At 74.8% G+C, this 13,470-nt stretch carries 11 protein-coding genes; 4 read left to right on the forward strand and 7 right to left on the reverse strand.

The features are described from left to right. Positions 1-143 precede the first annotated feature (143 nt). A complete protein-coding gene (locus ABZ452_RS25365; RefSeq protein ID WP_357947606.1) occupies positions 144-2,651 on the reverse strand; it encodes a bifunctional FO biosynthesis protein CofGH in 2,508 nt (835 codons plus the stop codon). 81 nt (positions 2,652-2,732) lie between these two features. After that, the gene (locus tag ABZ452_RS25370; protein ID WP_357947609.1) at positions 2,733-3,644 is read right to left on the reverse strand and encodes a hypothetical protein; all 912 of its coding nucleotides are present in this window, start codon (positions 3,642-3,644) and stop codon (positions 2,733-2,735) included. Between the two features lie 99 nt (positions 3,645-3,743). On the opposite strand from ABZ452_RS25370, the gene cofD reads away from it, so the two are divergent. Together cofD and ABZ452_RS25380 are read left to right on the forward strand one after the other, a co-directional pair. Beyond that, on the forward strand, positions 3,744-4,691 hold the full coding sequence (gene cofD, locus ABZ452_RS25375; protein ID WP_357947612.1) for a 2-phospho-L-lactate transferase: 948 nt from the start codon (positions 3,744-3,746) through the stop codon (positions 4,689-4,691). Then, positions 4,688-5,773, forward strand: coding sequence for a coenzyme F420-0:L-glutamate ligase (locus ABZ452_RS25380; RefSeq protein ID WP_357947615.1), 1,086 nt, complete (start codon positions 4,688-4,690; stop codon positions 5,771-5,773). Before cofD ends, ABZ452_RS25380 begins: the two co-directional genes overlap by 4 nt. A gap of 12 nt (positions 5,774-5,785) precedes the next feature. On the opposite strand, the gene ABZ452_RS25385 is transcribed toward ABZ452_RS25380, so the two are convergent. Continuing rightward, a complete protein-coding gene (locus ABZ452_RS25385; RefSeq protein ID WP_357947618.1) occupies positions 5,786-6,778 on the reverse strand; it encodes a winged helix-turn-helix domain-containing protein in 993 nt (330 codons plus the stop codon). Positions 6,779-7,071: 293 nt separating this feature from the next. Between ABZ452_RS25385 and ABZ452_RS25390 the strand changes: the two genes are divergently transcribed. Then, positions 7,072-7,644 (forward strand): NUDIX hydrolase, encoded by a 573-nt coding sequence (locus ABZ452_RS25390; protein WP_357947621.1) that lies wholly within the window; start codon positions 7,072-7,074, stop codon positions 7,642-7,644. 12 nt (positions 7,645-7,656) lie between these two features. Here the strand turns inward: ABZ452_RS25390 and ABZ452_RS25395 are convergent, their stop codons facing one another. Beyond that, a complete protein-coding gene (locus tag ABZ452_RS25395) occupies positions 7,657-8,748 on the reverse strand; it encodes a sugar phosphate nucleotidyltransferase (RefSeq protein ID WP_357947624.1) in 1,092 nt (363 codons plus the stop codon). A 63-nt stretch (positions 8,749-8,811) separates the two neighbouring features. Further along, a complete protein-coding gene (locus ABZ452_RS25400; protein ID WP_357947627.1) occupies positions 8,812-9,957 on the reverse strand; it encodes a glycosyltransferase family 1 protein in 1,146 nt (381 codons plus the stop codon). Positions 9,958-10,108: 151 nt separating this feature from the next. Between ABZ452_RS25400 and ABZ452_RS25405 the strand changes: the two genes are divergently transcribed. Beyond that, positions 10,109-10,798, forward strand: a complete 690-nt coding sequence (locus ABZ452_RS25405) for a TIGR03089 family protein (RefSeq protein ID WP_357947630.1) — start codon at positions 10,109-10,111, stop codon at positions 10,796-10,798. A 6-nt stretch (positions 10,799-10,804) separates the two neighbouring features. On the opposite strand, the gene ABZ452_RS25410 is transcribed toward ABZ452_RS25405, so the two are convergent. After that, positions 10,805-12,793, reverse strand: a complete 1,989-nt coding sequence (locus tag ABZ452_RS25410) for an acetoacetate--CoA ligase (protein WP_357947633.1) — start codon at positions 12,791-12,793, stop codon at positions 10,805-10,807. Between the two features lie 153 nt (positions 12,794-12,946). Continuing rightward, positions 12,947-13,462: an acyl-CoA thioesterase gene (locus tag ABZ452_RS25415; RefSeq protein WP_154230056.1), complete on the reverse strand. Its 516-nt coding sequence runs from the start codon at positions 13,460-13,462 to the stop codon at positions 12,947-12,949. Between the last annotated feature and the right edge of the window lie 8 nt (positions 13,463-13,470).

Below are 13,470 nucleotides of genomic sequence, written 5' to 3' on the forward strand. Positions count from 1 at the left end.
TCCGGGCCGGCGCCGCAGCGCCCACGATGGACCGGGGCCCGGACGCCGCCGGGTGCCCCGCGCTTGGGGATGCCGGCGGCGGTCCTCGCCGCAACCGCCGCCGGCATCCACTGGTACGGCCGGCGGCGGGGAAAGGTTCGACGCTACGCGCCGACGTGACCGTACGCGGTCGTCCGCTTGCGGACCGGCCGGCCCGCCGCCGCCGCGATCCCCCGGAGCTGCTCCTCGGTCCGGGCCGAGCCGTTGCCCGAGCCGGCCATCCGGGAGATGGTCTCCTCCATGAGGGTGCCGCCCAGGTCGTTGCAGCCGCCCTGGAGCATCGCCACCGTGCCGGCGTCGCCGAGCTTCACCCAGGAGCACTGGATGTTGGCGATCCGGCCGTGCAGCAGTAGCCGCGCCATGGCGTGCACGGCCCGGTTCTCCCGCCAGGTCGGGCCGGGCCGGGCGATGCCGGCCAGGTAGATCGGCGCGTTGGTGTGCACGAACGGCAGCGCCACGAACTCGGTGAAGCCGCCCGTGCGGTCCTGCACGCCGGCCAGCACCCGGAAGTGGGCCAGCCACTGGCCGGGGTGGTCGACATGGCCGTACATCATGGTGGAGCTGGACCGGATGCCCAGCTCGTGGGCCGTGCTCACCACGTCGACCCAGGCGGCGGCCGGCAGTTTGCCCTTGGTGAGCACCCAGCGCACCTCGTCGTCGAGGATCTCCGCGGCGGTGCCCGGGATGGTGTCCAGGCCGGCCTCGCGGAGCTGGAGCAGCCACTCCTTCACCGGCACGCCCGCCTTGGCGGCGGCGGTGACGATCTCCATGGGCGAGAAGGCGTGCACGTGCATCCCGGGCACCCGCGCCTTGATCGCCCGGACGATGTCGGCGTAACCGGTGACCGGCAGCTTCGGGTCGATGCCGCCCTGGAGGCAGACCTCGGTGGCGCCGGCCGCCCACGCCTCCTCGGCCCGGTCGGCGACCTGGCCCAGGGAGAGCCGGAACGCGTCGGCGTCGCTCTCCCGCTGCGCGAAGGCGCAGAACCGGCAGCCCACGTAGCAGACGTTGGTGAAGTTGATGTTGCGGTTGACCACGTAGGTGACGTCGTCGCCGACCGCGTCCCGCCGCACGTCGTCGGCGATCCGGCACAGCTCGTCCAGCGCCGGGCCGTCCGCGCCGAACAGCGCCAGCGCCTTCGCCTCGTGCGCCGGTTCCAGCAGCGCGGCCGGGTCGTCGGCGGCCAGCCGCAGGCCGGCCCGCAGGTCGGGATCGCTCGCCACGGCGACCGGGACGGCGACCTTCGCGGCCACCTCCGACCAGTCGCCGTAGACGTCGTCGAAGTCGCCCCGCCGGTCCCCGGTCCGCCCGGTGGTGTCGATGGTGACGTGCAGGTCGGTACGCCCGCCGAACACCTCCTCCGGCTCCTGCCACGGCCGGCCCACCGGGCGGGCCGCCTCGACGGCCAGCCCGGTCTCCGGGTCGGCCAGGGCGGTGACGTGCGGCAGCAGGCGCGGATCGAGCCACGGGTCGCCGGCCCGGACGTACTCCGGGTAGATCGTCAGCCGCTCGCGCAGGGTGAAGCCCGCCTGTGCGGTACGCCGGGCCAGCTCGTCCAGCTGTGGCCAGGGGCGCTCCGGGTTGACGTGGTCCGGGGTCACCGGCGAGACGCCGCCCCAGTCGTCGATGCCGGCGCGCAGCAGCAGGTCGTACTCGCCCTCGATGAGGTTCGGCGGCGCCTGGATCCGGGCCTTCGGGCCGAGCAGCACCCGGGCCACCGCCACAGTGGCCGCCAGGTCGTGCAGCTCCGCGTCGGGCATCCCCCGCATCGCGGTGTCCGGCTTGGCGCGGAAGTTCTGCACGATCACCTCCTGGAGGTGGCCGTACTCCCGGTGCGCCCGGCGGATCGCGAAGAGCGCGTCGACCCGCTCCGCCAGGGTCTCCCCGATGCCGATGAGCAGCCCGGTGGTGAACGGCACGCCGACCCGGCCGGCGTCGTCGAGCACCCGCAGCCGCACCGCCGGCTCCTTGTCGGGCGAGCCGTGGTGCGGGCCGCCCGGCTCGGACCAGAGCCGGGTGGCGGTGGTTTCCAGCATCATGCCCATGCTCGGCGCGACCGGCTTGAGCCGTTGCAGCTCCGACCAGGACAGCACCCCGGGGTTGAGGTGCGGCAGCAGGCCGGTCTCCTCCAGCACCGCCACGGCGCAGGCGCGCAGGTAGTCGAGGGTGGAGTCGTAGCCCCGCTCGTCCAGCCAGCGCCGGGCCGCCGGCCAGCGCTCCTCGGGGCGGTCACCGAGGGTGAACAGCGCCTCCTTGCAGCCCTGCGCGGCGCCCTCCCGGGCGACGGCGAGGACCTCGTCCTTCTCCAGGTACGCGGCGGGCAGCCGGTGCGGCACCGTGGCGAACGTGCAGTAGTGGCAGCGGTCCCGGCAAAGCCGGGTCAGCGGGATGAACACCTTCTTGGAGAAGGTGACGACGCCCGGCCGGCCCGCCTCCCGCAGCCCGGCGTCGCGGATCTCCCCCGCGACCCGGAGCAGCTCGTCCAGCGCCGCGCCGCGCGCCGCGAGCAGCGCACTCGCCTCCGCCACGTCCAGCGCCCGGCCGGAGGCGGCCCGGCCCAGGGCCCGCCGGACGCTCGCCTCGGTCGGGACGGGCTCGCTGCGATCAACCATCCGCCAAGCCTATGCGCTGGCCGATGCGCGGCCGCCCGCCCCCGACAAGGCGAGGGCGGGCGGCCGGTGGAAAGCGGCGGCTCAGCGCGGGAAGTTCGGGTCCTCCCGGTCGAAGCGCTGCGTACGGTCGCCGTCCGGCGGGACCGGCTGGCCGGGATCGGCCGGCTGGCGCGGGATCGCCTGGGTCGGATCGGCCGACGGCGGCTGGCCGAACGGCGGCGCCGCATGCGGTGCGGTGCCGTACGGGGGCGCGGACTGCGGACCGGCGAGGGGCGGACCCGACTGCGGGGCGCCGAACGGCGGGCTCGACTGTGGCGCGTGCGGCGGGGCGGTGTTGAACGGCGGCGCGGGCTGCGCCGGGCCGTACGGGCCGGGCTGCGGGTAGCCGCCCTGCTGCTGCGGCATGCCGGGGTACCCGCCCGGGGCGGGGTAGCCCCCGGGCTGGCCGGGCTGCTGCGGCCAGCCGGGCTGCGCCTGGCCGTAGACGCCGGGCTGCGGCTTCGGCTTCGGGACGTAGTAGAGGGTGCGCCAGATCTTGAAGACCACGAACGCGGCGACCGCGAAGACGGCCAGCCAGGCCACCCGGGTGAGCAGGCCGAGGAAGGCGTCCAGCACCTCGCCGTCGGCGAGCCGGCCGACCAGCCAGATCAGGAAGGTCAGCGCGCCGAACACCGCGGCGACGCCGTACTCGACCAGCGCCACCTGGGTGATCAGTTTCGCCTTCGGCAGCACGGGGCGGACGTGGGTGGCCAGCAGCACGGCCAGCAGCGGCAGGACGGCCGACTCCAGGCCGACGAAGGTGAAGAACGTGCTCCCGGCCCGGCCGCTGAACGTGCTGTAGTCGTCGACCGGCACCAGCAGGCGCAGCAGGCCGACGAAGAGCAGCACGGCGTTCGCGCCGAGCAGAACGAGCGCGGCCAGTTCGCGCAGCGGTTTGGTCAACTGGCTGGCCTGCGTGGTGTCGCCGGACGCGGGCTCGGCGGGGCTGGTCACAGACTCCCCCTGGGGACGAAAACGGACAGTTGCCGGAGTGAGCGTAGTCTCTCCGGCCACCGGGCGATCGACGGCGGCGCGTGCGCAAGGATGGACGTCATGCGCATCGTGGTTCTGACCGGCGGCATCGGGGGCGCCCGGTTCCTGCTCGGCGTCCGGGCGTACGCCCGGGAGGTGGGGGCCGAGGTGACCGCCGTGGTCAACGTCGGCGACGATCTGCTGCTGCACGGGCTGAAGGTCTGCCCCGACCTGGACAGCGTCATGTACACGCTGGGCGGGGGCGCCGACCCGGAGCGCGGCTGGGGCCGGGTCGGCGAGACGTGGACGGTCAAGTCCGAGCTGGCCGCGTACGGCGCCGAGCCGGCCTGGTTCGGGCTGGGCGACAAGGATCTCGCCACCCACCTGGTGCGCACCACCATGCTCAACGCCGGCTACCCGCTGTCCCAGGTCACCGAGGCGCTGGCCACCCGCTGGCAGCCCGGCGTACGCCTGCTGCCGGCCACGGACGACCGGCTGGAGACGCACGTCGTGGTCGACCTGGACGGCGGCCAGCGGGCCATCCACTTCCAGGAGTGGTGGGTGCGCCACCGGGCGGACGTTCCGACGCACCGGTTCGTCTTCGTCGGCGCGGAGGCGGCGAAGCCGGCGCCCGGCGTGCTGGAGGCGATCCGGGCCGCCGACGTGGTGCTCGTCGCGCCCAGCAACCCGGTGGTGAGCATCGCGCCGATCCTGGCCGTGCCGGGCCTGCGCGACGCGATCGCCGACGGGCCGGCCCCGGTCGTCGGGGTGTCCCCGATCATCGGCGGCGCGCCGGTCCGCGGCATGGCCGACCGCTGCCTGTCCGTGCTCGGTGTCGAGTGCAGCGCGGCCGGGGTGGGCGGCCTCTACGGCGCCCGCTCGGCCGGCGGCCTGCTCGACGGCTGGCTGGTCGCGCCCGAGGACGAGGGGACCCTGGTGCCGGAGGTGACCGTGCGCTCCGCGCCGCTGCGGATGACCGACGAGGCGGCGACGGTGGCGATGGTCCGAGCCGCGTTGGAGCTGATGTGAGGCTGGAGATCCTGCCGGTGCTCGGCATCGGCGACGTGACCGAGGGCGACGACCTGGCGGCGCTGATCGCCACCGCGGCGCCCTGGCTGCGCGACGGCGACGTGCTGGTGGTGACCAGCAAGGTCGTGTCGAAGGCGGAGGGCCGGCTGGTCGACGTGCCGGCCGACGGGCCCGAGCGGCTCGCCGCCCGGGACGAGGTGCTGGCCGGGGAGACCGCCCGGGTGGTGGCCACCCGTGGCACCACCCGGATCGTGCAGACCCACCACGGGTTCGTGATGGCCTCCGCCGGCATCGACGCGTCCAACGTGGGCAAGACCCGGCTGGTGCTGCTGCCCGAGGACCCGGACGCCTCCGCCCGCGCGCTGCGCGCCACCCTGCGCGAGCGGTACGACCTCGACGTGGCGGTCATCGTCAGCGACACCATGGGCCGGCCGTGGCGCAACGGGCTCACCGACGTGGCGCTCGGGGTGGCCGGCATGCCGGCGATCCGCGACCACCGGGGCGAGATCGACCCCTACGGCAACGAACTCCAGCTCACCCAGATGGCCGTCGTGGACGAGCTGGCCGCGGCCGGCGAGCTGATCAAGGGCAAGTGCGACCAGGTGCCGGTCGCGGTGATCCGCGGCTACCTGGGCGAGACCCGGGACGACGACGAGGGCGCCCGGACGCTGGTTCGGGACGCGTCGCTGGACCTCTTCTCCCTCGGCACCGCCGAGGCGCGGGCCGCCGGCCTGCGGGAGGCGGCCACCCTGGCCGACGGCCCCGGCCCGACCCCGGCCGACCCGGCCGCCGTCGACCGGGCGATCGCCGCCGTCGCCGAGGTGGTCGCGCCCGGCACCGTCCTCACCCACGTCACCGACCACGAGGTACGCGCCGGACTTGTCGCCACCGTGCCCGGCTGGCCGGGGCGCGCCACCGGCCTGGTCCTCGGCGCGCCACCGGCCCCGGTCGACGCGGCGGACCTGGTCCGTTTCGGCGCCGACCTGCAACGGCTGCGCACGGCGCTGGCCGCGGAGGGCGTCCCGTCGGCGCTGCTCCCCCCACCGCCGGGCAGCGCCGCCAGCGCCGCCCTGGCCGTCTGACCTCGCGCGACCTCAGGCGTCGAGGACGGCCCGGCCCAGCGGGGTCAGGGTGTGCAGGACGGTGTTGCGGTCGCGGTGGCTGACCAGCAGGCCGGCGTTGCGCAGCACGGTGGTGTGCTGGCTGGCCGCGGCGGCGGAGATGCGCAGCCGGCGGGCCACCTCGCCGGTGGTGCAGCCCTCGTCGGCCGCCTCCAGCACGGCCGCCCGGGTCCGGCCGAGCAGGGCGGCCAGCGCCTCCCGCTGCGCGGCGTCGGCGTCGCTGCCCGGCTCGGGCATGAGGCCGCCGAGCCGGTCGACGGGATAGACCAGCACCGGCGGCAGGTTCGGGTCGAGGAGCGCGACCGGGGTGCGCGCGCAGAAGAACGAGGGGACGAGCAGCAGCCCCCGGCCGTCGAGGTGCAGCTCCCGGCTGTCCGGGTAGTCGAGGACCTCCAGCACGCCGTCGGCCCAGCGCATGTTCGGCCGCAGGCTGGCCAGCAGCCCCTCGGTGCCGCCGTCGAGCATGGCCCGGGCGCGGCGGGCCCGGTCCGCCTCCACGGCCGCCTGGATCCGCGACCAGTACGGGGTGACGGCCAGCGACTGGTAGCGGACCATCGAATCGGTCAGGTGGCTCAGCACCTCGGGCTCGCCGCGGGCCAGGGCGCTCGCCGACGCCGGCAGCGCGTTCTCCTCGGCGAGCCGGGTGAGGTCACGGCGGAGCAGGTCGGCCGGGGTGCCCCGGATCGCCTCCAGCCCGGCGTCCAGGCCCTCCTTGCTGGCGTACGGGGTGAGGAAGTCGGGGAAGTAGCCGCGGGGCGGGTTGAGCGCGAGCAGCAGGCGGTAACGCTCCGCGGTGGTGTCGGTCCGCAGCCCGGAGGCCACGGTGCGTCGCCACTCGGTCAGGAGCGGGTCACGCCCGCGGCCCTGGAGCAGGTGCAGGCTGAGGACCAGTTCCCAGACGGGATCCGCGGCAGGAGCCACCCTGGTCCGCAGGATGTCCTCGCGGGAGAAAATGACCTTCAGCATGGAGCTCTCCCGGGCGGACCGAGGGAGTGCCCGCCACGTTGAGCACTGTACCCGCCGGTACTTATCTCCATCTTTAAGCGTGGGATGAAAAACCTCGACGGTGCCCGGCCGGGTTGGGCAGACTTCCTCTTGCCCGCCATGCCGGGGCACGGCATCGCCGAACCGGCTGTCGGTCCGCGGGCGCGCCGGTCGGCCGGACGGCACCACGAGGGTCTGCGGCTCTTTCTCCGTAGAGGTGTCGTCCGGCGACCGCTCCCGCCGAGCCAGCGCGCCACCGCCCGTACAGTGGCGGGGTGCCGGACATCGAGACGTACGCCGACCTGCACGCCGACGCCACCGCGGTGCTGGGCCGCTGGACGGCGACCAGCCCGGAGGCCGCCGCGAACCGGGACCGGACGCTGGCGCTGCTGGCGGCCGGGCCGGTGGCGATGAGCCGGGCACACCGGCCCGGGCACGTCACGGCCAGCGCGCTGGTGCTGGACCCGACGGGCGCCCGGGTGCTGCTCTGCCTGCACGGCAAATTCCGCAAGTGGGTGCAGCTCGGCGGGCACTGCGAGCCCGGCGACCGGACCCTGGCGGCGGCCGCGCTGCGCGAGGCCACCGAGGAGTCCGGGATCGCCGGCCTGGTGGTCGACCCGGAGCCGATCGACGTGGACATCCACCCGGTGGCCTGCCAGGGCGGCTCGCTGCACTACGACGTCCGGTTCGCCGTGCTGGCCCCCGCCGGGGCGACCGAGCGGGTCAGCGCCGAGTCCGAGGCGCTGGGCTGGTTCCCGCCGGACCGGCTGCCCGAGCCACTGGCCGACGGGACCGTCCAGCTGGTGGCGCCGGGGTTGGCCGCGCTGGCCCGGCGGGCCGCCGGCTGACCCGGCGCCCGGTCAGACCAGCCCCTCCTCGCCGCGCTCCTTGAGCTCGTCGACCACCTTCTTCACGTCCTGCGCCCGGTCGCGCGGGCAGACCAGCAGGGCGTCCGGGGTGTCCACCACGATCAGGTCGTGGACGCCGATCGCGGCCACCAGACGGCCGGACTGCGGCACCACCACCATGCCGCTGCTGTCCCGCAGCAGCACGCCGGGCTTGGCGTCGCCGCCCAGCACCACGTTGCCGGCGGCGTCCGCCGGAAGCACCTCGCCGAGGGTGTGGAAGTCGCCCACGTCGTTCCAGCCGAAGTCGCCCGGGACGGTCGCCACCCGGCCGGCGGTCGCCGCGCCCTCCATCACCGCGTAGTCGACGGAGATCTTCGGCAGGGTCGGCCAGACCGTCCCGAGGACGTCGTCCTGCTCCGGGGTGCCCCACGCCGCCGCGATCGCGGTGATCCCCGCGTGCAGGGCCGGCTGCTGCCGGGCCAGCTCGGCCAGGAAGACGTCCACCCGCCAGACGAACATGCTGGCGTTCCAGAGGTGCCGGCCGGAACGCACGTAGCCCTCGGCCACGTCGGCGGCGGGCTTCTCCTTGAACTCGATCACCGGGCGCAGCGGGCCGTCGCCCACCGGCTCGCCGGTCTCCAGGTAGCCGTAGCCCGTCTCGGGCCGGGTCGGGGTGATGCCCACCGTCATGAGCGAACCCTGCTCGGCGCCGCGGATCGCCTGCCGGACCACCTCGGCCCAGCGCGCCGGGTCACCGATCAGGTGGTCGGCGGCGAACGAGCCCATCACCGCCTCCGGCTCACGCTCGGCGATCACCGCGGCGGCCAGCGCGATCGCCGCGCAGGAGTCCCGCGGCGAGGGCTCGACCAGGATGTTCTCCTCCGGCACGCCCGCCAGTTGCCGGGCCACCGCCGCGACGTGCGCGGCCCCCGTGACCACCAGCGTGCGGTCCGGTGTGGTCAGCGGCGACAGCCGGTCGACCGTCGCCTGGAGCAGCGAGGCCGGGGTGCCGGTCAGCGGGTGGAGGAACTTGGGGTGGCCGGCACGGGACAGCGGCCACAACCTCGTGCCACTGCCACCCGCCGGGATGACGGCGTAGAACATCAGCACATCATGCCCGAACCGCCGTGCTACGGGCCCCCGGTCGGGCGTACCCGCAGGTGACACTCAGGAACGCGCCCGGCTCCACGCGGCGATGTGCACCTCGGCGCTGGACTCCCAGGTGAACTCCTTGGCGCGGTCGAAACCGGCCTTGGCCAGGGAGAGCCGGCGCTGCTCGTCGTCGAGCAGGGCGGTCAGGTCGGTGGCGATCTGGTCCGGGTCCTCGCTGGTGTAGGCCACGGCGTCGCCGCCCACCTCGGGCAGGGAGAGCCGCGGCGTGGTCAGCACCGGCGCGGCGCACGCCATCGCCTCCAGGATCGGCAGGCCGAAGCCCTCCCCGTAGGACGGGTAGGCGGCGACCAGCGCGCCGCCGAGGAAGCCGGGCAGGTCGCCGTAGCGCAGGTAGCCCGGGCGCAGCAGCCGCAGGTGCGACGGCACCTCGGCCACCGCGCGGTCGATGTCGTCGTCGTGCCCCTGGCCGCCGGCGATGACCAGCGCGGGCGGGTTCTCCCGGTCGGCGACCGCGCGGGCCCAGCCGCGGATCAGGTTGGGCACGTTCTTGCGCGGCTCCTTGGCCCCGAGGAACGCCACGTAGCTGCTGCTGCCCAGCCCGAGGCGGGCCCGGACCCGGGCCTTCTCCTCCTCGCTCGGCGCGTGGAAGGCGGCCTGGTCGACACCGTGGTAGGCCACGTCGATCCGGGTCGGGTCGGCGTCCAGCAGGCGGATCAGCTCGTCCCGGGTGGCCTTGCTCGGCACGATCACCCGGTCGGCCCGGCGCAGCGAGGTCTTGATGGCGCTGCGGAAGAAGGTGCGGCGCGACTTGTCGTAGTGCTCCGGCTCGGTGAAGAAGGTCGCGTCGTGCACGGTGACCGTGACCGGGCAGCCGGCCCGCAGCGGGCAGGTGTAGAAGGGCGAGTGCAGCACCTCCGCGCCCACCTGCTGGGCCAGCAGCGGCAGGCCGGTCTGCTCCCACGCGAGCCGGGCCGGGCGGTGGGCGACGGCCGCCGGAGCGGGGATCACCTCGGCGCCGGGCAGCATGCGGGTGTAGCGCTCCAGGTCGGTGCGGAGGCTCACCACGGCGAGGTCGACGCCGGAGCCGCAGACCCGGCCGAGGGCACCGAGCAGGCCGTCGACGTATCTACCGACGCCGCCGCGGTCGGCGGGGACACTCGTGGCGTCGATGAGCACGCGGGGCGGGCGACCGGCGGTCACGGGGCGACTCCTCAGGCTGGCGCGTCTGTGGGGAACAACACTGTCGGCAAGCCTACGCCGGGCCGGGTGCCCGACGCTGACTGCGACCCGACGGTACGCCGACTTGTCGTTGTCATCGAGTACGCGTACCGGGCGCGTATCGTTCGCGCCGATGGCCGACAACATTGCCCGGGTGTTCGCCGACGCGATCGCGCCCGACCCCGCCCGCCCGCTGCTGACCTGGTACGACGACGCCACCGGCGAGCGCACCGAACTGTCCGGCGCGACGCTCGCGAACTGGGTGGCCAAGACGGCCAACCTGCTCGTCGACGAGGTCGCGCTCGCCCCCGGCGACACGGCCGCGGTGCTGCTGCCGCCGCACTGGCAGACCGCCGCCGTGCTGCTCGGCTGCTGGTCGGCGAAGTTGACCGTGGCCGAGGCCCCGGGCCATGTGGACGTGCTCTTCGCCGCCGCCGGCCGGGTCGACGAGGCGGGCGACTGGCCGGCCGGCGAGCGCTACGCGCTGGCCCTGGACCCGTTCGCGCTGCCCATGCGGCAGGTGCCGGCCGGCTTCGCCGACTTCATCCCGGCGGTACGCGCGCACGGCGATCACTTCACCCCGTACCCCGGTGGTGGTGAGGGCGACGCGGCGCTGCTGGCCCGCGCGGAGGCCCGGGCCGCGGAGCTCTGCCTCACCCCCGGCGACCGGCTCCTGGTCGACGTGACGCGGCACCCCGACCCGGTCGACTGGCTGCTGGCCCCGCTCACCGCCGGCGCCACCCTGGTGGCGTGCGCCAACCTGGACCCGGCCCGCCTGGACTCCCGCACCGCGACGGAGAAGGTCACCCGGGCCCTCGCCTGACCCGGGTCAGGCCGGGGTCGGGTGGTCCGAGTCCGCGCGGCGCTGGGCGAAGGCGGCGAAGGCGGTCAGCGACTCCGGGTTGGCCAGGGCGCCCTTGGCCGCGGCGTGGTCCACCGGGGTGCCGGTGAGGATCTTCTTGACCGGCACCTCCAGCTTCTTCGCCGACAGGGTGCGCGGCACCGCCCGGACCTGGTGGATCTCGTCGGGGACGTGCCGCGGCGACAGCGCGGTCCGCAGCTCCCGGCAGACCTTCTTCCGCAGCGCGTCGTCCAGCTCCAGGCCCTCGGCGAGCACCACGAAGAGCAGCAGCTCGCCGGCACCGCCCTCGTCGTCCTCCAGGTGCACCACGACCGAGTCGACCACCTCGTCGAGCCCCTCGACCACCGAGTAGAACTCGGCCGTGCCGAGCCGGACGCCGCCCCGGTTGAGGGTGGCGTCGGAGCGGCCGGTGATCACGCAGCCGCCGCGCTCGTTGACGGTGATCCAGTCGCCGTGCCGCCAGACGCCCGGGTAGACCTCGAAGTACGCCTCCCGGTAGCGCGAGCCGTCGGTGTCGTTCCAGAAGCCGACCGGCATGCTCGGCATCGGCTCGGTGATCACCAGCTCGCCGAGCTGGCCGATCACCGGCGTGCCGTCGGCCGAGCGGGCCTCCACCTTCGCGCCGAGCGCCCGGCAGGTGATCTCCCCGGCGTGCACCGGCAGCAGCGGCACGCCGCCGACGAAGCCGGTGCAGACGTCCGTGCCGCCGGAGAGCGACTGGAGCTGGAGGCGGTCGCCGACGGTCTCGTAGACCCAGGTGAAGCCCTCGGCGGGCAGCGGTGCGCCGGTCGAGCCGACCCCGCGCAGCGCGGACAGGTCGGCGATCTCCTTCGGGACCAGCCCGGCCTTGCGGCAGGCCAGCAGGAACGGCGCCGAGGTGCCGAAGTAGGTGGTGCCGGTCTCCGCCGCCAGCCGCCAGAGCGCGCCCAGGTCGGGGTGGCCCGGGTTGCCGTCGAACAGCACGATCGTGGCGCCGACCGCCGGCCCGGAGACCAGGAAGTTCCACATCATCCAGCCGGTGGTGGTGAACCAGAAGAACCGGTCGGCGGGGCCCAGGTCGTGGTGCAGGGCCAGCATCTTCAGGTGTTCCAGCAGGATGCCGCCGTGGCCGTGCACGATCGGCTTGGGCAGGCCGGTGGTGCCGGAGGAGTAGAGCACGTAGAGCGGGTGGTCGAACTCCACCGGGGTGAAGGCCAGCGGCTCGTCGGTCTCCGCCGCCAGGTCCGCCCAGGAGAGAGCGCCCTCGGGGGGCGGCCCGGCCGGGTCGAGGTACGCGATGCCGACGGTGTGCCGCAGCGACGGCAGGGCGGCCCGGATGGCGGCCACCTCGGCGCGCCGGTCGACCGGCTTGTCGCCGTAGCGGTAGCCGTCGACCGCCACGAGCACGGTGGGCTCGATCTGCTGCCAGCGGTCGGTGACGCTGCGGGTGCCGAACTCGGGCGCGCAGGAGGAGAAGATCGCGCCGAGGCTGGCGGTGGCGAGCAGCAGGACGTAGGTCTCGGGGATGTTCGGCGCGTACGCCGCCACCCGGTCGCCCCGGCCCACGCCGAGCCGGCGCAGGCCGGCCGCCACCCGGCGGACCTGCTCCCGCAGCTGCGCGGCGGTCAGCGTCTCCGGGGCGCGGGTCTGCCCGTGCGCGATCACCACCGGGTCGTCGTCGGCCCGGCCGGGCATCCGCAGCACGTTCTCGGCGTAGTTGAGGGTGGCGCCGGGGAACCACCGGGTGCCCGGCATGGTCCGGTCGGTGAGCGTGGCGGTCGGCGGGGTGTGCGAGACCACCTCGAACCAGTCCCAGATCGACCGCCAGAAGGCGTCCAGGTCGGTCACCGACCACTGCCACAGCGCGTCGTAGTCGGCGAACTCCAGCCCGCGGTGCTCGGCCAGCCAGCGCAGGTAGTCACCGATCCGGGACCGCTCACGCACGTCGGCCGGCGGCGTCCACAGCACGTCACCCACTGTTCCACCCTCCCTGAGGCCCGTCACCACACTGTGCATGGGCCGTGGCGCCATCTTGCCCTACCCCGCGAGGCCATTCTCCGCACCCGGCGCCGGTGACGGGGCGTGGCCGGCCCACACGCCCGGGCCCCGGGGTGTGTGGGCCGGCATCCCTCAGCCGGCGCGGTGGGCCTGGATCGCCCGGCGGCGGGCCAGCCGGTGGGCGCGGCGGATCTCCGCCTCCCGGTAGCGCCGCTCGTCCTCCGGCGTCTCCGGCAGCACCGGCCGCACCGGCCGCGGGGCGCCGCCCACGTCGACCCCCACGAAGACGAGGTACGCCGTGGCGACCCGGACGGGTTCGTCCTCGGCCGAGTCCCAGCGCTCGGCGACCACCTTCACCCCGACCTCCATGGAGGTGTTGCCGGTCCAGTTCACCTGGGCGTGCGCGTGCACCAGGTCGCCCACCCGGACCGGTTCGGAGAAGACGATCTCGTCGATCGAGGCGGTCACCGCGGTGCCGCCGCTGTGCCGGGCCGCCGCCGCGCCGGCCACGTCGTCGACGAACTTCATCAGTACCCCACCGTGCACGGTCCCGTACAGATTGACATCGACAGCGGTCATGATGCGACTCAGCGTGACGCGCGAGTACGAGGTCGGCTTGCCCGCGGGGGCGGAGGGGTGATCTGTCATGCCGGAAA

Source organism: Micromonospora sp. NPDC005707 (assembly GCF_040631005.1).
GTDB lineage: Bacteria > Actinomycetota > Actinomycetes > Mycobacteriales > Micromonosporaceae > Micromonospora.